Raw genomic sequence first — 22,488 nt, forward strand, 5'->3', positions numbered from 1 at the left:
CTCAGCTCCGAGCCAGGATGGCCGACAGCGCCCGCTGCAGCGCCGCGTCGGGGTCGGCCGGCAGTGCGTCGGCACGCCATCCCACGAAGTCATCCGGGCGGATCAGCAATGCACCGTCTGGTGCCAGCCCGGTGACGCGGGCCCACTGTTCATCGACGATCCGCTGCACAGCCAGTGGGATTCCCAGCGCCTCCGCGGCCTGCGATGCGGCGGCTCGCCAGCGTCCACCCGCACTGCCGGTCAACACGGTGAAGCCCAGGCCAAGCAGGTCGAGAGTCGAAATCCGTTGTCCACCATGTGTCAGCCATACATGCGGAAGCCGCGTGCCGGGTTGTCCGCGCAGGTCCGACACCAGGAAGACCGCACTCGGGTCGCGTGGCGGCGGCTCATCCCCCAGCACCGCGGCCGAGTGGTACCGGTAGCCGATCAGGAGGGCCAACATCGACGCTTCCTCACCCGGCGCGAGGCCCGGTCCGGTGTCGTCGAGTCGCAGCAACGGCAGCACCGGCCCGGTCAGCGATTGGCGGGCGCTGAAGCGTCCCATCGGGTGCCGCTCGGCGGGGTAGGTGTCCAGCAACGAGGCATCGGCCGTCCCCGCCAGCACGGCCGCCAGCTTCCAGGCCAGATTGTGCGCGCTCGCAATGGCGCAGTTCGCGCCGCCGGCCTTGAACGGCGGCATGGCGTGTGCCGAGTCTCCGACGAGAAACACTCTGCCGCGGCGGAACTGGTCAGCAACGCGCTCGTAGGGCTGCCATGGCGTCACCTCGACGATCTCGATGTCGATCTGCGCACCGATCGCCCGGGTGAGCAGCCGGCGGCAGTGATCGTCGGTGAATTGCGCAGCGGTTTCGCCTCGGTCGGGCAGATAGGTGGTGATGAACATGCCGAAGTCGTCGCGGACCGGCAGAAAGATGCCGTCCACGTCGTCGTTGGCCACCTGGATGGCGTCACCGTCGCCGAGTTGCGGAACGAATTGCCGCCAGGGCCCGCGGAAGTAGATGAAGACGACGTAGATCGGTAGCGCCCCGTGCCCGGACGTGGGTATGCCGAGTGCGTCACGAGCCGGGCTGCGCACGCCGTCGGCGGCGATCAGGTAGTCGGCGCATACCACCTCGGTGCCGCCGGTGTCGCGGTCACGAACGACGGCGGTGACTCCGGTGTCGTCCTGCTCGAAGGAGCACAATTCGGTTCCATAGCGAACCTCCCTGCCCTGTCCGCGGATGTGTTCCAACAGCATCGGTTCCAGTGCGCTTTGTGGGCAGTATTGCGCGGGCGGCTCGGGGCTCAGGCCAGAAAACGGTGCGAAGATCGCGTCGAGGTCGAAGGCCTGCCGCACCCGAGTGCTAGTGAGCGAGGCCTTGGTGAGCATGTCCGACACCCCCTCGGCCACGGCGTGCACCTGGTCCGCCAGGCCCAGGCCGCGCAGGATCTCCAGGCTGCGGAAGCTGAGGTTGCGGGCTTTCGGGTAGATGAAGATCTCGCGGCGCTTCTCGACGACGAGGGATTCCACGCCGTGTTTGGCCAGCAATGCCGAGGCGCTCAGACCGCCCGCGCCCGCGCCGATGATCAGGACCGGGACTCGATTGTCGTTCATCGTCACCTCCCGCCACAGTCGGAACTAACTAGTTCCGTCTAGACCAATGTGGCATGTGTCGATGCGCGGTGCAACCCGCTACGGGGAGGGATTGCCGGCGAGTGGAAGGATGACGTCCTCCAGCACGCGCCGGACAAAGACACGGTCGACGGGCCGGCCGGTCATCACGCGCAGCACATTGAGGCCCAACGCCACGTCGGGGATCAGACTCAGGTCGCGACCGGCCGGGATCTCACCGCGCGCCCGCGCCTGATCGAGCAGCACCCGGACCACATGGCGCGGCGGGTCGAGCACCAGATCATCGAGGGCCGCCGCCAGAATCGGATTGTGCATCGCGGCGGTCGCCACGCCGACGATGACTTTCATTGTGTCCATGCCTGATTCATCGAGATCGGGTGCGGTTGCGACCAGCGCCTCGATGTCGCCGTGCAGGCTACCGGTGCTGGGCGGCTCGACCGGTCCCTGCCGGCGCCGCCAATGGGCGATCGCATCGGCCACCACCACTGCCTTGGATGGCCAACGCCGGTAGATCGCGGCCTTACCGACACCGGCGCGTGCCGCGATGTCGTCCATGCTCAACCGGTCATAACCCACGTCGGCCACGCCCTGTAGCGCCGCATCAAGGATCGCGGGGTCGCGCGACCGGTCGAGCCGACCCGGGCTTCGCCCCGGTCGCGATGCGGGTGCGGGCTCCTGGGCTCCCATAACGTGCCAGCTTAGACGATACGAATCCGTTCCGTTCCCGATCGGCTCACTCGGCAGCTGCGAGAAACTCGCGGGCCACCTCGACGACGCGGTCGCGATCGTCGGCCACCAGGCCGATCCGGGTCCGGCGATCCACGATGTCCTCGACGGTCAGCGCACCTTCGTGGCTGACGGCGTACTCGAACTCGGCACGGATCACGTCGATGCCGTCGGCCACCGCATCTGCGGGCCGCTCGCAGGTGGCGGTGGCGATCACGTTGGTCGCCTCGCCGCCATAGCGCAGCACCAGCGATTCGGGCAGGGCAGCCGTCAGCGGGATGTGCGATCCCGGGTTATCCGGTGCACCGATCAGCGGCAGATCCCGGGTGCGACACGGCGTGGCCCGCAGCGCCCGCAAACGCACGGCCCGGTCCAGCACGTCTTCGGCCATGTGCCGGTATTCGGTCAGCTTGCCGCCGATCACGCTGAGCACCCCGGACTCCGATTCGACGACGGCGTGGTTGCGAGACACATCCGCGGTGCGGCCTTCCCCGGTGTCGATCAGCGGGCGCAGCCCGGCGTAGGCGCCGCGAACATCGGCCGTGCTCAGCGCGATGCCCAGCGCGGTGTTGACGGTGTCCAGCAGGAACGAGACTTCCGCCGAAGTGGGTTGCGGCACATCGGGAATCGGCCCGGGTGCCTCTTCATCGGTGAGGCCCAGGTAGACCCGGCCGAGCTGTTCGGGCATGGCGAACACGAAGCGGTTGAGCTCGCCGGGTATCGGGACGGTCAGCGCGGCGGTCGGATTGCCGAAGGCCGCCGCGTCGAACACCAGGTGCGTTCCGCGACTCGGCCGCAGCCGCAGGGCCGGGTCGATGTCGGCGGCCCAGACTCCGGTCGCGTTGATCACCGCCCGCGCGGCGACGTCGAACGACTCACCGGAGACCTGGTCGGTCAGTCGTACCGCGTCGCCGCTGGCCTGCGATGCCGCCACATAGGTCAGGATCGTTGCGCCGTGTTGGGCCGCGGTGCGGGCGACCGCCGTGACCAGCCGGGCGTCGTCGATCAGTTGCCCGTCGTAGGCCAGCAGACCACCGTCGAGGCCGTCCCGGCGCACGGTCGGCGCCAATTCCACGGTGTGCTCGGCCGAGACCCGCCGCGAACGGGGCAACACCGTCGCCGGTGTGCCGGCCAACCGGCGCAGCGCGTCACCGGCGAAAAACCCGGTGCGCACCAGGGCCCGATCCCGCCGAGGCATCGACCCCAGCAGCGGGACCAGTTGCGGCATCGCCCGCACCAGGTGAGGTGCGTTGCGGGTCATCAGGATTCCGCGTTCAATGGCGCTGCGCCGCGCAATGCCCACATTGCCGGTGGCTAGGTATCGCAGTCCACCGTGCACCAGTTTGGAGCTCCACCGGCTGGTGCCGAACGCCAGATCGTGCTTGTCCACGCACACCACCCGCAAGCCGCGGGTGGCCGCGTCCAGGGCGATGCCGGCGCCGGTAATTCCCGCGCCGATCACGACGACGTCAACAGCCGGGTGCTCCGCCAGTGCGGTGAGTTCGGCGGTGCGGCGGGCGGAGTTGAGCGTAGCGGCGTCGGGCATCACGAGAGGTACCTGTTCAGGGTGTAGGCCAGTTCGGTGGAGAGCGCGTCCTCGTCGAGGATCGGCGCGACGACTTGCGCGGACTGGATCGCCGATTGGGTGATCAGCAGGCACATCGCGGCGAGTTGGCGTGGGTCGCCGGCGCGCACGCTACCGGCATCCTGGGCGCCGCCGAGTTCGCCGGCCACCAGGTCGATCAGCCGCCGTTGACTGGCCCCCATCCGTTGGGCGATGTAGACCATCGCCAGATCGGGTGCGTGATGCAGCACCTGCATCACTACCTCGTCGTGGCGCAGCCGCGCGGCAACCGCGACGATCCGCGTCACCAGCGCCTCCCGCCCGGTTCCCGGTTGCTCGAGTTCAGCCCACGCCGTGGTGATCCGTGCGGTCAGCAGTGCGGCGATCACCGAGCGGCTGTCCGGCCAGCGCCGGTACACCGTGGGACGACTCACTCCGGCGCGACGCGCGATGGCCGCCAACGTCACTCGCTCGATTCCCAATGCCAGTACGCAGCTGGTGGCCGCGGCGAGAATCCGCTCGCCGGTGTCCCCGTGGTCGTCATTACTTGTTGACAACATATGTAATACTGTAATGCACGTAACAAACGCACGGCTCAAACACAGTGCATGGAGATCTTCTACTAAGAACTCGCCTAGGTTTTTGCATACTGCTCGCGGTATTCGCACTCACAAAGGAATCCCATGGACCCAGTACTTCGTCTCTGCACCACCGCTGGTGTCGCCCTGTTTGGCGCGGCTGTCGTCGTCACCCCGATCACAACGGCCCTACCCGGCACCCACCTGCGCAACATCCGACTCACCGCCGGTGACGCGACGAACATCGTCATCGACTTCGTCGAGCACGGCATAGTCACCGACGACGTCCCGGCGGACCAGCCCAATCCGACGATCGGTGTCTCCGGTCTGCCGCCCGGAACCCCGCTCAGCGAGGCCGGTGAGCAGGAGGCGCAGAACGTCGGGCAGCAGCTGTTCGACGAGCTCGGCGGCCCGGGCGGTGTGGCCGGCATCTTTGCCGGCATCGACACCCGGATGGGGCAGACCGTGGCGCCGTTCGCCAGCCTCGAACACATGGACACCCAGATCCTGGCCGGGCTCGACGAAGTGGACGGCGGCATCTACGCCGGCCAGTCGGAGTCCTCCCCCGGCGGAATCCTCTTCGATCTGACCCTGCTCGCCTGGGCCTTCGGCTTCCGCGACGTACCGATGCCCGGCTCGGTCGACCTCAACGGCTCGGCATTCGACGAAATCTCCAACGGTGCTGTCACCACCATGTACACCGATGCGATGGCCAACCCGGTCGTCAGCGACAACGGCGACATCACCGTCGTGGCGGGATCCGGGGAGGCGGCGATCAGCACCTGGGTGTTGATGAACGTCAACAACCCCGACTTGGCGTACTTCCTGCCGCTGTTTTATCAGTCGCTGGTCACCGGCGACGCCGGCGGTTCCTTCCTGCACAATGGCGGCGTCGTCCAGGTCGAGGGAAACCCGCAGGACGGCTGGACACTGGTCAGCTGGGACGGGCAAGCGATCCCGGCGAACCCGGGGCTGCTCACCGAGCTGCTCGTCGACCTGCGCGCCCCGCTGGCGGCACCGCAAACAGCGATGTATGACGTGGTGAACGCTGTCCTCAGCGGCGACACATCGACAATCGACTCGACGCTGCAGACCGGCCTGCAGAGTGTGGGCGAAGCGCTCGTCCAGTTCCCGGGATCGGTGTTCAATGACATCGTCGGTGAGCTGCAGGCTCTCAGTAGCGACCTTTCAGCCGGCGAGACGTTCAACGATGCCTTCGGGTCGACGATCCTGGGACTGATATAGCGAATAGTTGATGGAGCAAAGTTAGGTACCGATGCAACCCGAACAGCTGCTGCCGCCGATGAAGTGGAACGCCTGGGGCGATCCGGCGGCTGCCAAACCGCTTTCCGACGGCGTCCGAGCCCTGCTGAAACAGGCGCTCGGCGTTGGAGATTCGATCACACCGGAACCCGATGCCGAAACAGTGCAGCTGCGGCCGAGCGCATTGAGCGATGTCGACCACCGGGCACTGACGGCGATCGTAGGCACCGAGCACTGCCGCGTCGATCAGCCGGCACGGCTGCTACACGCCGGCGGCAAGTCCACCCTGGATCTGCTGCGGCGCAACAGTTCCGGGCCGCAGGATGCGCCCGACGCGGTGCTGCTTCCCGGTGATGACGACGAGGTTGCCGCGGTGCTGAGCTACTGCAGCGACCACGCCATCGCGGTGGTTCCGTTCGGCGGCGGCACCAGCGTGGTCGGCGGGCTCGACCCGATCCGCGGCGACTTCGCGGCCGTGGTGTGCGTGGATCTGCGCCGGTTCGATGAACTGCTGAACCTCGACGAGATCTCCGGCGAAGCGGAATTCGGCGCCGGGGTCACCGGACCCGACGCCGAACGGCTGCTCGGTGAGCACGGCTTCTCGCTGGGCCACTTTCCGCAGAGCTTCCAGTTCGCCACCCTCGGGGGCTTCGCCGCCACCCGTTCCTCGGGTCAGGACTCGGCCGGCTACGGCCGCTTCGACGACATGGTCCGCGGCCTGCGGATGATCACCCCGGCCGGCGTGTTGGACCTCGGTCGCGCCCCGGCCTCGGCCGCCGGGCCGGACCTGCGCCAGCTGTTGCTGGGGTCAGAGGGCACGTTCGGCGTCATCACCAGAGTTCGGGTGCGCGTGCATCCGGTGCCGGCGACCACCCGCTACGAGGCGTGGTCGTTCCCGGACTTCGCCACCGGCGCGGCGGCACTGCGCGCGGTCACGCAGACCGGCGCCGGACCGACCGTCATCCGGCTGTCCGACGAGGCCGAGACGGGCGTCAACCTGGCCACCACCGAGCAGATCGGTGAGCAACAGATCACCGGTGGCTGCCTGGCGATCACACTGTTCGAGGGCACCGCCGAGCACACCGAAAGCCGGCACGCCGAGACCCGGGCGGTGCTGGCCGCGCACGGCGGCACGTCGTTGGGCGAAGCACCGGCGCGCGCCTGGGAGCACGGCCGATTCTCCGCGCCTTACCTGCGCGATTCGCTGCTGGCCGCCGGGGCGCTCTGCGAAACGCTGGAGACCGCCACCGACTGGGCGCGCGTTCCCACGCTCAAGGCGGCGGTCACCGAGGCGCTGACCACCGCGCTGGCCGACAGCGGGACGCCCGCGCTGGTGTTGTGCCATATCTCGCACGTCTACCCCACCGGCGCGTCGCTCTACTTCACCGTGGTCGCGGGTCAGCGCGGCAATCCCATCGAACAGTGGCGGGCCGCGAAAGTCGCTGCGGGCGATGCGATCATGCGGGCGGGCGGAACCATTACCCACCACCACGCCGTCGGCGCCGATCATCGGCCGTGGATGAGCGAAGAGGTGGGCGAGCTGGGCGTGCAGGTGCTGCGAGCGGTCAAGGCCACGCTGGATCCGGCCGGAATCCTCAACCCCGGCAAACTGATTCCATGACGTCGCGCCCGATCAATCGGATCACCCTGCTGACCAACCCGGCGGCCGGGCACGGCAATGCCCGGCATGCGGCCGAGCGGGCGCTGGCGCGGTTCCAGCAGCGCGGGGTCAACGTGAACCACATCGTCGGCTCCGATGCCCGCCACGCGCGGCGGTTGCTCGATGAAGCGCTGGCGAGTCATTGGCGCTCGGTGACGTACCGCTGGGGATCATCCCCGCCGGCACCGGCAACGACCACGCCCGTGAATACGGCTTGCCCACTGGCGATCCCGAGGCGGCGGCCGACGTCGTCGCCGAGGGCTGGACAGAGACGATCGATCTGGGCCGCATCGCGCAAGACGACGGCGCAGTGTCCTGGTTCGGCACCGTGATGGCGGCCGGTTTCGATTCACTGGTGAGCGACCGCGTCAACCGGATGCGCTGGCCACACGGCCGGATGCGCTACAACGTCGCCATGGTGGCGGAGATGTCCAAGCTGCGGCTGCTGCCGTTCCGGCTGACCTTCGACGACGATGAGCCACTGGACATCGAGCTGACGCTGGCGGCATTCGGCAATACCCGCAGCTACGGCGGCGGCATGTTGATCTGCCCGGGCGCCGATCACGCCGACGGGCTGCTGGACGTCACCATGGTGCACTCGGGCTCGCGGACCAAGCTGATTCGCCTGTTCCCCACCGTCTTCAAGGGCACCCATGTGCTGCTCGACGAGGTGAGCACCCGGCGGGCGAAGTCGATTCGCGTGGAGTGCCCCGGGATCAATGCCTACGCCGACGGCGACTACGTGGCCCCGCTGCCGGTGACGGTGTCGGCGGTGCCGGGCGCGCTGCAGATCCTGCGTGCGCCCTGACAGGTCTCAAGAGACCAGCGAGTTCCACAGGTCGCCGAGTTGACCGGCCAGCCCGTCAACCGGGGTGCTGAAGTCGGCGGCCGCCGGGGCGTCCGTGTCCAGCCACGGGTAGTCCGGGATGTAGGGACCGGGCGGCAGGAAGGGGTTCAGCATCACGTACCACGATGTCGCGTAGTCGATCAGCACATGGAAGACGTTGGGCATCGACACCAGCGGGTCCGCCGGCGGGTCGGCAGTCAAGCTGGTCCAATAATCGGCCCACGGCTTCCCGAGATCCAAGGTGAACGTCGTGCCGGCCCACGGGTAGACGTCCGAGCCGTCTGAACCGATGCCCGTACCGGGGAAGCCCAACGCACCCTCGACCGCGCCGTACGGGTCGGTGATAGAGGGTCCCTCCGTCGGGAAGGTGTAGCCGTTCAACAGCTCCGAGATCGGCACCTGGCCGTAACCTTTGAACAGCGCTATCCAACCGTCGAGAGTGCAGAACACGCCTTCGGCGCAGGCAGTGTTGCTCGGGATTTCGGCCGCCAGGAAACCGACCAACTGCTCACCGATCGGCTTCGAGAGCGCCGGAATCGGGATCTGCAAGTCGGTCGTTGCCAGGAATTTTGGCGCGTCCGCGAGGTCGACACCCAAGACGTTTGTCGCGCTCGTGACGAGCCAGGAGCCGGAGAAGAACAGCGCGTAGGAGAGCGCGTCAAGGGCCTTCAGCGCATTGGCCGGGATGTTGATGATGTCGTAGAGCAAGTTCAGCGGAACGTTGGCCAGATCTCCGTCGGCGGTCAATTGCACGGCGATGCTTGACGTGGCGATCTCGGGTGTGGCCGGACTGGGGGTGATCAGACCAGCAGCCACCAGTGTCGCGTTGGCGATCGCAGCCGAGCACATCAGGGCACGCATCATTAACTCCTTGACGGCGAGAACAGCGTGCGGGCGAATCTACCCTAAGAAAAAGCTATGGACGAGTTGAGCGATCCTGCAAGCTACCCCACACCACGGCTGAGCCAGGACACCTCCGCGCCCTCCCCGCCGTCGCGATAGGCCTCCAACGCCTCGTCCCAAGCAGTACCGAGCACCGTTTCCAGCTCCGCGGCCAGCGCGTCGGCGCCGGCGGCCATCAGCGTGCGCAGGCGGTTCTCCCCGACCATCACGTCGCCGTTGGCGCTCATCGTTCCGCTCCACAGTCCGAGCTGCGGGGTGTGGCTGAATCGTTGGCCGTCGACTCCGGCGCTGGGGTCCTCGGTGACTTCGAAGCGCAACACCGACCAGGAGCGCAGCGCACTGGCCAGCTGGGCGCCGGTGCCCACCGGACCGACCCAGTTGACCACGGCTCGCAGCTGTCCCGGCATGGCCGGTTGCGGCGTCCAGTTGAGCTTCGCCTGGCCGTTTCGGGCACCCAAAGCCGAGGTCAGTGCCCACTCGACATGCGGGCATACCGCCGCGGGCGAGGCGTGGATGTACACCACGCCGCTGGTCACGTCGGCGAATTGATTCGTCGCGCGCATCAGTTGCTCCTTCGGATCCACGAGGGACGTCTTCCCCAACGACCTGGTGGTACCGAGCTTGAGCAATGTTGCTGCAGAAACTGGAGTGTATTCAGTGTTGTATGTGTCTATTGTGCCTTGTGTGACGCCTGTTGGCTAGTCCCCGCTGTACGCGGCCACCACGGCGTCGGACAGCGCCGGCCACCGGCCGGTGACCCAGTCGCCGAAGTCGCGGTCGGTGAGCACCACCAGCGCCCGCTCGATTGCCGGATCAGCCCAGATCAGCGTGCCTGACTGGCCGAAATGGCCGAAGGTCCGCGCCGAGTTGTCCGCACCGGTCCAGTGCGGTGATTTACCGTCCCGGATCTCGAAGCCCAGCCCCCAGTCGTTCGGCCGCTGTGGCCCGTAGCCCGGCAACACACCGTCCAGACCGGGAAACTGCACGCGGGTGGCCTCGGCATGCAGCTGCGGCGACACCGTGACCGGCCTCAGCAGATCGGTGGCGAAGGCGGCCAGGTCCGCGACGGTCGAGGTGCCCCCGAAACCGGCGGCCGACGCTCCCCCGTCCAGCCGGCTGGCCGCCATGCCCAGCGGCTCGAACACCGCCTCGGTCAGGTAGCGGCCGAATTCGATCCCGGACGCCTGCTGCACCGCTGCGGCCAGCACCGCAAAGCCGTGGTTGGAGTAGACCCGCCGCGTGCCGGGCTTGGCCAGGACCCGATCGGAGTCCGGCGAGAGCCCGGAGGCGTGCGCCAGCAGATGCCGCACCGTGGCGCCCGGCGGCCCGGCCGGGGTGTCGAGTTCGACAGCTCCCTCTTCCACCGCGACCTGCACGGCCCGCGCCACCAGGGGCTTGGTCACCGACGCGAGGTAGAACGGCCGCGCGGTATCGCCGTGGGTGGCCAGCACCCCATCGGGGCCGATGACGGCGGCGGCCGCGTGACCGACCGGCCAGTCGTCGAGGGCGGCGAGGGGGGCCAGGGCTTCAGCGGCGGACATCGCCGGCCAGCCTAACCTCGGCGCGGACCGCCTTGCGGTGACTGGTCGCGCTGCGGCCGAACCACCGCTGGCAGGACCGGCTGAGCACACTCTGCTCGGCGTAGCCGAGTTCGCGGGTCAGATGCGACAGGCTGATGTCGGTGTCGCGCAGGTAGCGGTCGGCGGCCTCCCGGCGGACTCCGTCGACCAGGGCGGCGAACGTGGTCTGCTCGGCGGCCAACCGCCGGTGCAGCGCCTTGGGGTGCAGGCCGAGTTCGCCCGCGATCAACTCCAGGCTCACGGTGCCGGTGGGCAGCAGCTGGCGGGCCATCGCGCGCACCGACGCCGCAAGCCCGGGCGACTCGGCGGCGATACCGCGCAGGTAGCTCACCATGGCCTGGTGGGCGTGATCGTCGCGGTGCAGCGGGCGATCCAGATCGGCGGTACGGAAGGTGAAACCCGCCACCGGTTGCGCGAAGTAGGGCCGACAGCCGAAGTAGGCCAGATAATCCCGCACCGGGGTGAGCGCTTCATGCGGAAAATGCACCGACAGCGGCGAATACGGCGCGTCGAACATCATCCGCATGATCCCCAGTGACACCCCCAGCGACAGCTCGGTGGTCTGCGGATGGGGTGGGGATCGCTCGATAAGCACCTCGAACGCATAGAACGATTCGCCGGGTTCATGCGGCGGTCCCAGCTTCCCCTCTCCTGCGTCGAGCCTCGCTGAACCGCCGGCACGACCGCCCGGGATGATGCGCGCCGCGATCGCCGGGCTGTAGGCGGACATGAACCGTTCCACGATGGAAAACGCGCCGCCGACCGTCGCCGCGGTGCGCGCGGCCACCCCCAATGGCCCGAAATTTCCGATGTCTTGCCGCAGCGCCAGCCGGCGCCCGAAATCCGGACAGGCGGTGGCGCTCGCCGCACTTTCAACAGCCAGAATCACCGCGCGGTAGGGCACGAACATCTCGTGCGTCCCGACCGCCGTGAGCGACACCCCGGCTGCCCGCAGTAAGGCCACGGGATCACCGCCGAGCTCGGCGACCAGCTCCGGGTATCCGGACAGCGCAGTGCCCCCCACACCAACATGTCCGCAAATATCAAAGAAATGTCCGCAGATGTCAAGACTTCGTCCGCGTCGCGGGACATGCTGGAACGGCATTCGGCGGAAAGGAATACCCGTGAGCTTTGACACCGTGATTCGTGGCGGCCGGTGGTTCGACGGCACCGGCGCACCATCGGCGATCCGCAACATCGGTATCCGCGACGGGCACGTCGCCGCCATCTCCGCCGAACCACTCGACGAGGCGGGCTGCGTCCAGGTGATCGACGCGGCCGGCAAATGGGTGCTGCCCGGGCTGCTCGACATCCACACCCACTACGACGTCGAGATACTCCTCGCCCCCTCGCTGTCGGAGTCGGTGCGCCACGGCGTGACCACGGTGCTGGTGGGCTCGTGCTCGCTGTCCACCATCCACGTCGACGGCCAGGATGCCGGCGACCTGTTCGGCCGGGTGGAGGCCATCCCGCGCCAGTACGTGGTCGACACCATCGATCGGTTCAAGACTTGGTCGAGCTGTGCGGACTACATCGCCAGCCTGGAGCAGCTGCCGCTGGGCCCGAATGTGACGGCGTTCATAGGCCATTCGGACATGCGCACCGCGACCATGGGGCTGGATCGCGCCACCCGCGCCGACATCCGGCCGACGGCGGCCGAGCAGGCCCGGATGGAACAGATGCTCGACGAGGCACTGCAGGCCGGGTTCGTCGGAATGTCTTCCCAGCAGCTGCTTTTCGACAAGCTCGACGGGGACACCTGCCGTTCACGCACGCTGCCGTCGACGTATGCCAAGCCGAAAGAACTGCGCCGGTTGAAGTCGAAGCTGCGCCGCAGCGGACGGATTCTGCAGGCCGGTCCGGACGTCAAGAATCCGTTGGACGTGGTGTCGCAGCTGGCGCAGGCCCTGGGGATCTTCCGCCGTCCGCTCAAGACCAATCTGCTGGCCGCCGCCGACGTCAAGAGCAACCGACTGGCGATTCCGGCGATGGTCAAGGCATCGCGCATGTTGACCAGGTTGGGCGCCGATTTCCGCTGGCAGCACCTGCCGGTGCCGTTCGAGGTGTACGCCGACGGCATTGACCTGGTGATCTTCGAAGAGTTCGGCTCGGGCGCCGAGGCGCTGCACCTGCGGGAAGCACTCGAGCGTGACGAGCTGATCCGGGACGAGTCCTACCGGCGACGGTTCCGCAAGGACTACGAAAACAAGTATGGCCCGCGGGTCTGGCACCGCGACTTCTTCGACGCCGAAATCGTCGACTGCCCGGACGCCTCGGTGATCGGAAAGTCCTTCGGACAGGTCGGGATCGAGCGCGGCGGTGTGCATCCCGTCGACGCCTTCCTCGACCTGGTGCTGGAGCACGGGACCGCGCTGCGCTGGCACACCACGATCTCCAACGATCGGCCTGCGGTGCTCAAGAAGCTCGCCGCCGAACCCGGCATCCAGATCGGCTTCTCGGACGCGGGCGCGCACCTGCGCAACATGGCGTTCTACAACATGGGTCTGCGGTTGCTGCGGCACGTCCTGGATGCCCAACAGTCCGGTCAGCCGTTCCTGTCGGTCGAGCAGGCGGTGCACCGGCTGACCGGTGAGCTGGCCGACTGGTACCGAATCGATGCCGGCCACCTGCGCGTCGGGGACCGCGCCGACGTCGTGGTCATCGATCCCACCCACCTCGACGACACCCTGGATGCCTACGTCGAGGAGCCCTTCGCCCAATACGGCGGGATGTCACGGATGGTGAACCGCAACGACGAAGCCGTCAACGCGGTGTTGGTCTCCGGCCAAGCGGTGGTGCTCGACGGTCAGCCCACCAGCGTGCTCGGGACACAACGCACCGGAAGTTTCCTGCGCGCCGACACCCGCATCCCGGCCGTCACCGCGCTAGGCCCGGTACCGGTGCCGGGCGCCACACCGGCAACATAAAGTTGGCTCCATGAGTCAGACAGTGCGCGGCGTGATCTCCCGTGAAAAGGGCAAGCCGGTCGAGGTGACCGACATCGTCATCCCCGAGCCCGGCGCCAACGACGTCGTCGTCGCCATCACCGCCTGCGGGGTGTGCCACACCGACCTGACCTACCGCGACGGCGGCATCAACGACAGCTACCCGTTCCTGCTGGGCCACGAGGCCTCCGGCACCGTCGAGTCGGTGGGATCGGCGGTCACCGCGGTCGCGCCCGGCGACTTCGTGGTCCTGAACTGGCGCGCGGTGTGCGGACAGTGCCGCGCCTGTAAGCGCGGCCGCCCGCACCTGTGTTTCGACACCTTCAACGCCTCGGTTCCGATGACCCTGACCGACGGCACCGAACTCACCCCGGCACTGGGCATCGGGGCGTTCGCCGACAAGACGCTGGTCCACGAAGGTCAGTGCACCAAGGTCGATCCGAGTGCGGATCCCGCGGTGGCCGGGCTGTTGGGCTGCGGCGTGATGGCCGGTCTGGGCGCCGCGATCAACACCGGCGGTGTCACCCGCGACGACACCGTCGCGGTGATCGGGTGCGGCGGAGTGGGCGACGCCGCGATCGCCGGCGCAGCCCTGGTGGGTGCCCGGCGCATCATCGCCGTCGACACCGACAACACCAAGCTGAACTGGGCGCGTGAATTCGGCGCCACCCACACCATCAACGCGCGCGAGCTCGACGCGGTCGAGACGATCCAGGATCTCACCGACGGTTTCGGCGCCGACGTGGTGATCGACGCGGTCGGTCGCCCGGAGACCTGGAAGCAGGCGTTCTACGCCCGCGACCTGGCCGGAACCGTTGTGCTGGTGGGTGTTCCGACCCCGGACATGGTGCTGGAAATGCCGCTGATCGACTTCTTCTCCCGCGGCGGATCGCTGAAGTCCTCCTGGTACGGCGACTGCCTGCCCGAGCGCGACTTCCCCACCCTGATCAGCCTGTATCTGCAGGGCCGGCTTCCGCTGGACAAGTTCGTCTCCGAACGCATCGGGCTGGGCGATGTCGAGAAGGCCTTCGATCGCATGCACGGCGGCGAGGTGCTGCGGTCGGTGGTGGTGCTGTGAACGCCATCCAGCGCGTCGTCACCCACGGCACGTTCGAACTCGACGGCGGCAGTTGGGAAGTCGATAACAACATCTGGATCGTCGGTGACGATTCCGATGTGGTGGTCTTCGACGCCGCCCACGACGCCGCCCCGATCGTCGAAGCCGTCGGCGGGCGCAACGTGGTGGCGGTGGTGTGCACGCATGGCCACAACGACCACATCACGGTGGCCCCGGAGCTGGGCCGAGCGCTCGACGCACCGGTGCTGCTGCACCCCGGCGACGACATGCTGTGGCAGATGACGCACCCGGACAGCGACTTTCGGGCGGTAGCCGACGGCGACACGCTCACGTTCGGCGGCTTGGAATTGCGGGCGCTGCACACCCCGGGTCACTCTCCGGGCTCGGTGTGCTGGCATGCACCGGACCTGGGCGCGGTATTCAGCGGCGACACGCTGTTCTGCGGCGGGCCGGGGGCGACCGGCCGCTCGTTCTCGGATTTTCCGACGATCTTGGCGTCGATCTCCGGGCGGCTCGGCGAATTGCCTGCCGACACTGTCGTTTACACCGGTCACGGCGATAGCACGCGGATCGGTGACGAACTGGTCCACTACGACGAGTGGGTGGTGCGCGGCCACTGACGATGCGCGCGAGGAACGAGCGCGAGGAGGAAGGGGCCCATCCAGCACGGCCACTGACGATGCGCGCGAGGAACGAGCGCGAGGAGGAAGGGGCCCATCTGGCCCGGCCACTGACGATGCGCGCGAGGAACGAGCGCGAGGAGGAAGAGGCCCATCCAGCACGGCCACTGACGATGCGCGCGAGGCCACTGAGCTCAGTGCCCGCGCAGGATTCGCCGCTTCTCTGCGGCGAACTCCTTCTCGGTCAGTGCTCCGGAATCACGTAGCGCCGTTATCGTTTTGAGCTGCTCGATGCGAATTCCTTCGCCCTCGGGAACGAACGGTTCGTGCCTGAAGTCCGTGCCCGTGTGCACCGTCCCCACCGGCGGGCGACGCCGGCGGGCTGCCAACAGCCGGCCTGCGATCAGATCCACCAGCCCGAGCACGAAGATCGCCGGAAACACCCACAGCAGCGTCGAGTGGCCGGCGGGCTTGCCGAAGGCCAACCGCGGAGCGATATAGGCGCCGACCTGCCCGTCGGTGACGATCTGGTAGTCGCCGGCCTCGGCCACGTAGATTCGCCACAGCCGCCGCCGCGTGTCGTTGTTGACCGTGGTGGTCATCCCGACGCTTTCCTCGAACTCCGGGTCGGCCACCCCGTCCGGTGGTGTCACCGTGACGCTGATCGGCGGGACCGGCAGTCCGCCGCCGGTGGGACTGGAGATGACCCGGGTGTGCAGATTCACCGTCACCTCGCCCGCCGGCAGATGCAGTCTGCCCGTGCCTGGAATCGGCACCTCGCCGTAGGCGTCGTAGCGGTCCAGCACAAAGACGTTCAGAATCAGCGCAACCACGAAGCCGATCACCCCAATGGTCATCAGGCCGGCTGCCACCACGACCGGAATGCGTCCGATCGCACGCTGCGCGCCCACTTACGGAAGTGTGCCACGGATCGCCGATCCCGCTACCGTCAGTGGTGATATCGATGACGGTTCGCCGGGGTCGGAGGTGGCCATGCCAGAGTCGAGCATCGTGGTCCGTCCCGAGCCCGGCGGCGTTCCGTCGGGCCGGTTGCAGGCGGCCGGGCTGGCCCACGCCACCGGTGTGTTCGAACAGCTCGCCGCGACCGTTCCGCTGCCCGCCGCGCCGCGGCCGATTGTCGTCGCCGACTATGGCGCCGCCACCGGCTACAACTCACTGCTTCCGATCGGCGCCGCCATTGCGGCGTTCCGCCGGCGAACCCGGTCCGACCATGCCGTGCTGGTCGTTCATACCGACCTGCCGGACAACGACTTCACCGCGCTGTTCACCACGCTGGCTGAGGATCCCGACAGCTACACACGCAAGGACACCGCCAGCTTCCCCTCGGCGATAGGTCGGTCGTTCTACGCCCAGATCCTGCCCTCGCAGAGCGTCAACCTGGGCTGGACATCCTGGGCCACCATGTGGCTGCGCCGGCCCGCCGGGCAGCTCGAGCACAGCGACACCGCCGCCGCGCGGCGCGCCTATACCCGCCAGGCCGCCCAAGATTGGCATGACTTCGTGGCGTTCCGCGGCCGGGAGTTGAGCCCGGGGGGCAAGCTGCTGGTGTTGACCGCCGCCGTCGACGCCGCGGGCCGATCGGGCTACCGGCCGCTGCTCGATGCGATCGCCGCGGTTCTCGACGAGCAGGCGCGCGACGGCGCACTGACCCGTGATGAGGTCGCCCGCATGACGATTCCGGTGTTCGGCCGCAGCGAGAAGGAACTTCGCGCGCCGTTCGCCCCCGCCGGGCGATTCGAGTCACTGACGATCGAGCGGCTGGAGGTTTTCGACGCCGAGGACCGGTTCTGGGACCGATACCTGCTCGACCGCGATGCGGCCGCCCTCGGCACCCATTGGGCCGCCTTCGTCAGTGCCGCAGTCTTCCCCACCCTGGCCGCCGCGTTGACCGGCGGGATCGACGATCCGCGGGCAGCCGATTTCGTGCATCACCTGGAAGCCGGCGTCGCTGCCCGCCTCGCAAGCAACCCGCAGCAGGTGCAGATTCCGCTGGCGCTGATCGTCCTGTCCAAGCAGCGTTAGGGGCTGACCGGGCTCTCAGTGGATTCCGGAGCCGGGCTCTCGGGAATCTCGGGCAGGCTCGGCGGAATGGGTTCGGGGCTGGGCGCGAACGCCGGGGGCGGCTCGAACGTCGGTGACGGTGAGGTGGTGGTCGTCGTCGACGACACCGTCGTCAGCACGCCGGAGCCCGGTCCGGTGTCGGCGGCACGCCGCAGCACCAGCACGGCCACGGTGCCGAGCAGCATCGCGACCAGCGCAGCCATGATCACCACCGGGACCGGCCGTCGATACCACTCCACGCCGCCCTGGCCGCCACCGATCACCTCGGGTTCTGGTGCGGCGGGCTGGCGCGGCGCAGCGGGAGCCGGACGAGCCGGCGGTGGCGTCACCAACGGTTGCAGCCCGGGATCCGGGGTACTTTCGCCGGCCGGCGGCGGAACCTGCTCCGGCGACGGGGCCGACTCGGGGAACTGTGGTGGCGCCGCCGGCGGCGGTGTCTTCTTCGAGATGGCCACCACATCGCCGGCGACACTCAGCGCGGCGCCGATCGCCGCCGTCAACTGTGGTCGCGGCGAGCTGATTACGTCGACCCCGAACCGTTGCGACAGACCGGTGGTGACCGTCGGCATGTTCGCCCCACCGCCCACCGACACGATCGCCGACAGCGCATCGGGAGCAATCTCGTTGTCGTCCAAAGTGTTCTGTAAGGCCATGAAAAAGCCCTCGAGCGGCTGGCGCAGGGCCTCGTCGAGTTCTACGCGGGTCAGCCACACACCACCGTGAAAGCCTGCGAGTTCGGCCACTGTCTCGGACGACAGCTGTTCCTTGGCATCCCTGCACAGGCTGCGCAGCCGGGTCAGTGACCCCACCGTTGGAGGCCCGTCGCCGTTGCCACCCAGATCGGCAACCACGTGATCCAGCAGCGCCTGGTCGATCACGTCGCCGGAAAAGACGGTGCTGCGCCGGGTGGCGCTGATCGGTTCGAAACCACGCCCCGCGTCGACGAGGGTGACGTTGGTTCCGCTGCCACCGAAGTCGCACACCGCGATGATCCCACGGTCGGGCAGGCCCGGATTCGCTTGCAGCGCAGTCAAAGCTGCCGTCTCGTCGGAGATCAGCGACACCGGATGCTGCGCCCACGCCGAGACCCGCCCCAGCGCGGTGCGCAGTGCGCCGATGGCGTCGCGTGACCAGTGCGCGGGATAGGTGACCGCCACCGCCGGCGGTATCGGACGTCCCTCGGTCACCGCATACGCCAAGGCATGCAACCCATCAGCGAGCAGTTGCTCGGCACGGTGGGTAGAGCCGTCGCTCGCCACCACCGGCCCGCCGCCTCCGACGCGATCCACGAAGTCGGTCACCACGAGTCCACGGTCGTGCCGTTCGGAACTCACCGCGGAATTCTCCGAGGGCATGCCGATTTGGGACGGCCGATCCCGGAACAGCGTCAGCACGGGCCGACGGGTGATCGCACGATCGGCGGTAACCGCCGCTAATGTGGTCGCCCCGACGGACATCCCCAACGCGGGGCCTGACTGTTGCGCCATGCTGTCCCATCCACGGTGTCATCCGGCAGTCAGAGCAGACCGGTTTACGTAATTTTACCGATGAATGTTCGATATACCCGGTATTGCAGCGCTGTTGGTGCGCCGAGGAACTCACGCGGGGGCTGCTGCAGACGTCGAGCATCTGGTCGTATGCGAGCGCCGAGCCACGGTGCATCCCGCCCGGTGCCTGGTGTCGGGGCCGCTCACCGATTCGGCGGCAAGGCCTTGATCGCACTCCCGATCCTGTCTGCTGCGGTCGGGTGTTCGCCCTTAGTCGGCAACGTCACCGCGGCGGTGCCGTCGGGTGCCGCGGTCGGCGGGGTGCTGCCCGGTTGGCTCTACGACGTGTCGGTCGACGCGCTGATCGCGTCGAACCTGGGGATTTAACTGCTCGCAGTCATTGTCGCGAGCACCTCCAAAGTTTGCTCGGTAGGCCATCGCGGGCGGTTATCTTGCTGACACCGACGGACATCGCCCGGTAACCGGAGAACGATTTCAATCGATCTCAGTTATGACTCAGACCTTCAATAGGAGTTACTCAGCATGCCGCACGATACCCGGTAAGCAACCGCCGAATATGTTCACTGCCAGGGGGTGCCTGCTGCACACGACACCGTTCTTATGCCACCATGTACCGGTGAACCCACGACGGATCCTTCGCTCCCTCGGTGTTGTTCTGGCCCTGACTTGGCTGCTGCACAGCACCGTCGCCACCCCTCCCCCTGCCTTCGCCGACCCGTGTCCCGATGTCCAAGTCTTGTTTGCTAGAGGTACCGATGAGGCGCCCGGCCTCGGTGAGACCGGGCAAGCATTCGTGAACTCGCTACGGGCCCGGTTGCCCGAGCGACCGGTGGATGCGTACGCCATCGACTACCCGGCCACCAATGACTGGCCGACAGGCATTCAGGGCATCCGCGACGCCACCACCCACATCGAGGCCACGGCGGCCAATTGCCCCAAGACCAAGATGGTGCTCAGCGGCTTCTCGCAGGGCGCTGCGGTGATGGGCTTCTCCACCGCCAGCGTCATCCCGGATGGGGTGGAAGGGGTCGATATACCACGGCCAATGCCCCCGGAGGTCGCAGATCACGTCGCGGCCGTGGTGCTCTTCGGAACCCCGAACGAGCGGGCGATGAACTTCCTCGGCCAGCCTCCCCTGACCATCGGCCCGGCATACACCGCCAAGACCATCCAGCTGTGTGTGCCCGAAGACCCGGTCTGCTCCGAGGGACTGAACTTCTCCGCGCACGCACCCGGCGCCTACGACGGCATCGCGGACGAGGGCGCTGCCTACGCGGCAAACCGGCTCTAACCACTGTGTTCGTTCCGCACGGCCGGCGTTGCGGTTTGCTGATTCGCGACCCGCAGGCCAGTGGCAAGGGCGGGACATGTCAGCATTTAAGGATGAATTTGCGTAACACTGTTCGCACCTTCGCTGCCGCGGTGATGCTCACCGGAACGCTGGTGACCGCACCGGTGGGTCTGTCCACCGCAACCGCAGAGTCCTGCCCGGACGCCGAAGTGGTGTTCGCCCGCGGATCCGGCCAGCCCGTCGGGCTCGGCGACGTCGGTGACGCTTTCGTCGGCTCCCTGCAGGAGCAGCTGTCGGGCCTCAACGTCAACGTCTACCCGGTTGAGTACCCGGCGAGCACCGACTACCGCAACAGCGCGGTGCTCGGTGAGAGTGACGCCACCGCCCGCATTCAGAGCACGGTCGCCAACTGCCCGAAGACCAAGCTGGTGCTTGGCGGCTACTCACAGGGCGCCAGCGTCATCGCGATGTCCAGCAATGCGCTGCCCGCTTCGGTCGCCAACCATGTGGTCGCGGTGGCGCTGTTCGGCCCGCCGTCCAGCCCGTACTCCACCTCGTTGTGGGGCGGTCCCCTGCCGGTCCTCGCCTCGTCCTATCGTCCGAAGGCCATCGATTTCTGCCTGGCGGGCGACATCTACTGCGAAGACAGTGGAAGCGTCGTCCCGCACCTGATGTACGTGCAGGACGGCAAGGCCGCGGAGGCCGCGACGTTCGTAGCGAGCCGGGTCACGGCCGGCCGGAGCGTCAACTAGCACCGGTCAGAACAGGGTCGGGATCCGCGCATCGATCAGGTGCGGCCCCGGCTCGGCCACGGCCCGGCGGAACTGCTCGGCGAGTTCCTCGCAGGTGGTGGCTACCGTGGCCGGCACCCCGAAGCCCTCGGCGATCTTCGCGAAGTCCATGTTCGGCCGCGACAGGTCAAGCAAGTCGTTTGCCTTCGGGCCGCCGCCCTCGGCGCCCACCCGGGCCAGTTCCAGGCGCAGGATCGCGTACGCGCTGTTGTTGATCAGCACCGTGGTCACGTTCAGGTTCTCGCGCGCCATCGTCCACAACGCGGAGATGGTGTAGGCCGCACTGCCGTCGGCTTGCAGCGCGATCACCGGCCGGTCCGGTGCGGCCACGGCCGCACCCAGTGCGACCGGCAGGCCCTGCCCGATCGCCCCGCCGGTGAGCGTGAGCACGTCGTGGCGTGGCGCGCCGGCGGTGGCCGCGGGCAGCATCAGTCCCGAAGTGTTGGCCTCATCGGAGATGATCGCGTTATCGGGCAACAGCGCTCCGATCACCTGCACCCAGTTCTGCGGCGTGAGTTGCCCCGCCGGGAGCTCGGGGCGGGCCGCCGGCGCGGGCCGCGGCTGCACACCGGCGGCCACCGCTTCGGCCAGCTGCTCAAGTGCGGCCACCACGTCGGTCTCGAGGCCGGCCAGGTTGTGCACGACGCAGCCTTCGGGAACCAGGTCGCTGGCCTTGCCGGGGTAGGCGAAGAACGACACCGGAGCCCGGGTGCCGGCCACCACCAGGTGCTTGATGCCGTCGAGTTGGAAGGCGGCCTGCTCGGCCCGGTAGCCGAGCCGGTCGATCGCGGCGGCCCCGCCGATCAGGATTGCCACCGGTTCACCGCTGGCCAGCACGGCGGCGACGTCGGCGACGGCCTGTGCATCGGGGGCGGCCGCGGGGACCGGGTCGACCGATCCGGCCGCCTGCGCGCCGTCTTCCCAGGAGATGTCGGCGGGCAGAATCAGGTTGGCCACCTGCGCCGGACTGGCCATTGACTCCGCGACCGCTTCGGCGGCATCGCGCCCGACATCATCACCGGAGTTGGTGCGGCGCACCCAGCCATGGGTCCAGTCGGTCAGGGGTTCGATGTCCGATTCCAGCGGTGCGTCGTACTTCTTGTGGTAGGTGGCGTGGTCCCCGATGACGTTGACCACCGGCACGTGTGCGCGGCGGGCGTTGTGCAGGTTGGCCAGGCCGTTTCCCAGCCCAGGCCCCAGGTGCAGCAGGGTGGCAGCTGGCTTTGCGGCCACTCGGGCGTACCCGTCGGCGGCGCCGGTGACCACGCCTTCGAACAGGCACAGCACCCCGCGCATCTGCGGCACCGAGTCCAGGGCGGCCACGAAGTGCATCTCGGAAGTACCGGGGTTGGCGAAGCAGACCTGCACCCCGCTGTCCACCAGGGTGGTGATCAGGGCCTGTGCTCCGTTAGTCATGTGGCTGCCTTTCTTGCCGGGCAC

At 67.9% G+C, this 22,488-nt stretch carries 20 protein-coding genes and 1 pseudogene; 10 read left to right on the forward strand and 11 right to left on the reverse strand.

What is annotated here, in order from left to right:
* Position 1: 1 nt before the first annotated feature.
* The 4 genes from BN4346_RS39045 to BN4346_RS39060 all read right to left on the reverse strand — a co-directional run bounded on the left by BN4346_RS39045 (position 2) and on the right by BN4346_RS39060 (position 4,462).
* A complete protein-coding gene (locus tag BN4346_RS39045; protein ID WP_067974182.1) occupies positions 2-1,594 on the reverse strand; it encodes an FAD-dependent monooxygenase in 1,593 nt (530 codons plus the stop codon).
* Between the two features lie 78 nt (positions 1,595-1,672).
* Positions 1,673-2,299, reverse strand: coding sequence for a TetR/AcrR family transcriptional regulator (locus BN4346_RS39050; protein WP_067974186.1), 627 nt, complete (start codon positions 2,297-2,299; stop codon positions 1,673-1,675).
* Positions 2,300-2,345: 46 nt separating this feature from the next.
* Entirely contained in the window at positions 2,346-3,884 is a 1,539-nt protein-coding gene (locus tag BN4346_RS39055; protein WP_407695096.1) for a glycerol-3-phosphate dehydrogenase/oxidase, read from the reverse strand.
* Positions 3,884-4,462 carry a TetR/AcrR family transcriptional regulator gene (locus BN4346_RS39060; RefSeq protein ID WP_067974192.1) on the reverse strand — a complete coding sequence of 193 codons (579 nt, stop codon included), beginning with the start codon at positions 4,460-4,462 and terminating at the stop codon, positions 3,884-3,886. The genes BN4346_RS39055 and BN4346_RS39060 overlap by 1 nt, the downstream gene beginning before the upstream one ends.
* Before the next feature lie 123 nt (positions 4,463-4,585).
* Here BN4346_RS39060 and BN4346_RS39065 point away from each other — a divergent pair, with 123 nt between their 5' ends.
* From BN4346_RS39065 to BN4346_RS39075, 3 genes and pseudogenes are all read left to right on the forward strand, one after another.
* Positions 4,586-5,725, forward strand: coding sequence for a histidine phosphatase family protein (locus BN4346_RS39065; RefSeq protein ID WP_067974194.1), 1,140 nt, complete (start codon positions 4,586-4,588; stop codon positions 5,723-5,725).
* A 58-nt stretch (positions 5,726-5,783) separates the two neighbouring features.
* Positions 5,784-7,364 (forward strand): FAD-binding oxidoreductase, encoded by a 1,581-nt coding sequence (locus BN4346_RS39070; RefSeq protein ID WP_208863292.1) that lies wholly within the window; start codon positions 5,784-5,786, stop codon positions 7,362-7,364.
* A pseudogene (locus BN4346_RS39075) lies at positions 7,361-8,211 on the forward strand (diacylglycerol kinase). The gene BN4346_RS39070 and the pseudogene BN4346_RS39075 overlap by 4 nt, the downstream one beginning before the upstream one ends.
* A 6-nt stretch (positions 8,212-8,217) precedes the next feature.
* On the opposite strand, the gene BN4346_RS39080 reads toward BN4346_RS39075, so the two are convergent.
* The 4 genes from BN4346_RS39080 to BN4346_RS39095 all read right to left on the reverse strand — a co-directional run bounded on the left by BN4346_RS39080 (position 8,218) and on the right by BN4346_RS39095 (position 11,757).
* Positions 8,218-9,111 (reverse strand): hypothetical protein, encoded by an 894-nt coding sequence (locus BN4346_RS39080; protein ID WP_154677611.1) that lies wholly within the window; start codon positions 9,109-9,111, stop codon positions 8,218-8,220.
* A gap of 83 nt (positions 9,112-9,194) precedes the next feature.
* Positions 9,195-9,716, reverse strand: coding sequence for a DUF3145 domain-containing protein (locus BN4346_RS39085; RefSeq protein ID WP_065040603.1), 522 nt, complete (start codon positions 9,714-9,716; stop codon positions 9,195-9,197).
* Positions 9,717-9,851: 135 nt separating this feature from the next.
* The gene (locus BN4346_RS39090) at positions 9,852-10,694 is read right to left on the reverse strand and encodes a serine hydrolase domain-containing protein (RefSeq protein WP_096867554.1); all 843 of its coding nucleotides are present in this window, start codon (positions 10,692-10,694) and stop codon (positions 9,852-9,854) included.
* Complete coding sequence (locus BN4346_RS39095) at positions 10,681-11,757, reverse strand: AraC family transcriptional regulator (RefSeq protein WP_067974201.1); 1,077 nt, start codon at positions 11,755-11,757, stop codon at positions 10,681-10,683. Before BN4346_RS39095 ends, BN4346_RS39090 begins: the two co-directional genes overlap by 14 nt.
* A gap of 100 nt (positions 11,758-11,857) precedes the next feature.
* Here BN4346_RS39095 and BN4346_RS39100 point away from each other — a divergent pair, with 100 nt between their 5' ends.
* Genes BN4346_RS39100 through BN4346_RS39110 form a run of 3 tightly spaced genes read left to right on the forward strand, consistent with a single transcriptional unit; the run spans position 11,858 to position 15,376 of the window.
* Positions 11,858-13,660, forward strand: coding sequence for an N-acyl-D-amino-acid deacylase family protein (locus tag BN4346_RS39100; RefSeq protein ID WP_067974204.1), 1,803 nt, complete (start codon positions 11,858-11,860; stop codon positions 13,658-13,660).
* Between the two features lie 10 nt (positions 13,661-13,670).
* Positions 13,671-14,756: an S-(hydroxymethyl)mycothiol dehydrogenase gene (locus BN4346_RS39105; RefSeq protein WP_067974208.1), complete on the forward strand. Its 1,086-nt coding sequence runs from the start codon at positions 13,671-13,673 to the stop codon at positions 14,754-14,756.
* Complete coding sequence (locus BN4346_RS39110; RefSeq protein ID WP_067974212.1) at positions 14,753-15,376, forward strand: MBL fold metallo-hydrolase; 624 nt, start codon at positions 14,753-14,755, stop codon at positions 15,374-15,376. Before BN4346_RS39105 ends, BN4346_RS39110 begins: the two co-directional genes overlap by 4 nt.
* 194 nt (positions 15,377-15,570) lie before the next feature.
* Here the strand turns inward: BN4346_RS39110 and BN4346_RS39115 are convergent, their stop codons facing one another.
* Positions 15,571-16,287, reverse strand: coding sequence for an SHOCT domain-containing protein (locus BN4346_RS39115; protein WP_078058721.1), 717 nt, complete (start codon positions 16,285-16,287; stop codon positions 15,571-15,573).
* A gap of 82 nt (positions 16,288-16,369) precedes the next feature.
* Between BN4346_RS39115 and BN4346_RS39120 the strand changes: the two genes are divergently transcribed.
* Positions 16,370-17,419, forward strand: a complete 1,050-nt coding sequence (locus tag BN4346_RS39120) for a class I SAM-dependent methyltransferase (protein ID WP_067974470.1) — start codon at positions 16,370-16,372, stop codon at positions 17,417-17,419.
* Here the strand turns inward: BN4346_RS39120 and BN4346_RS39125 are convergent.
* Positions 17,416-18,945: an Hsp70 family protein gene (locus tag BN4346_RS39125; protein ID WP_067974215.1), complete on the reverse strand. Its 1,530-nt coding sequence runs from the start codon at positions 18,943-18,945 to the stop codon at positions 17,416-17,418. The genes BN4346_RS39120 and BN4346_RS39125 overlap by 4 nt on opposite strands.
* A gap of 183 nt (positions 18,946-19,128) precedes the next feature.
* Between BN4346_RS39125 and BN4346_RS39130 the strand changes: the two genes are divergently transcribed.
* From BN4346_RS39130 to BN4346_RS39140, 3 genes are all read left to right on the forward strand, one after another.
* Positions 19,129-19,332 carry a hypothetical protein gene (locus BN4346_RS39130; protein WP_067974218.1) on the forward strand — a complete coding sequence of 68 codons (204 nt, stop codon included), beginning with the start codon at positions 19,129-19,131 and terminating at the stop codon, positions 19,330-19,332.
* A gap of 250 nt (positions 19,333-19,582) precedes the next feature.
* The gene (locus tag BN4346_RS39135; RefSeq protein WP_235653668.1) at positions 19,583-20,257 is read left to right on the forward strand and encodes a cutinase family protein; all 675 of its coding nucleotides are present in this window, start codon (positions 19,583-19,585) and stop codon (positions 20,255-20,257) included.
* Between the two features lie 92 nt (positions 20,258-20,349).
* Positions 20,350-21,009: a cutinase family protein gene (locus BN4346_RS39140; protein WP_096867555.1), complete on the forward strand. Its 660-nt coding sequence runs from the start codon at positions 20,350-20,352 to the stop codon at positions 21,007-21,009.
* 6 nt (positions 21,010-21,015) lie between these two features.
* Here BN4346_RS39140 and BN4346_RS39145 read toward each other — a convergent pair whose 3' ends face one another.
* Positions 21,016-22,464, reverse strand: a complete 1,449-nt coding sequence (locus BN4346_RS39145) for an acetolactate synthase large subunit (protein WP_067974224.1) — start codon at positions 22,462-22,464, stop codon at positions 21,016-21,018.
* Positions 22,465-22,488 lie beyond the last annotated feature (24 nt).

Origin of the sequence: Mycolicibacter icosiumassiliensis (assembly GCF_900078685.2) — a bacterium.
Lineage (GTDB): Bacteria > Actinomycetota > Actinomycetes > Mycobacteriales > Mycobacteriaceae > Mycobacterium > Mycobacterium icosiumassiliensis.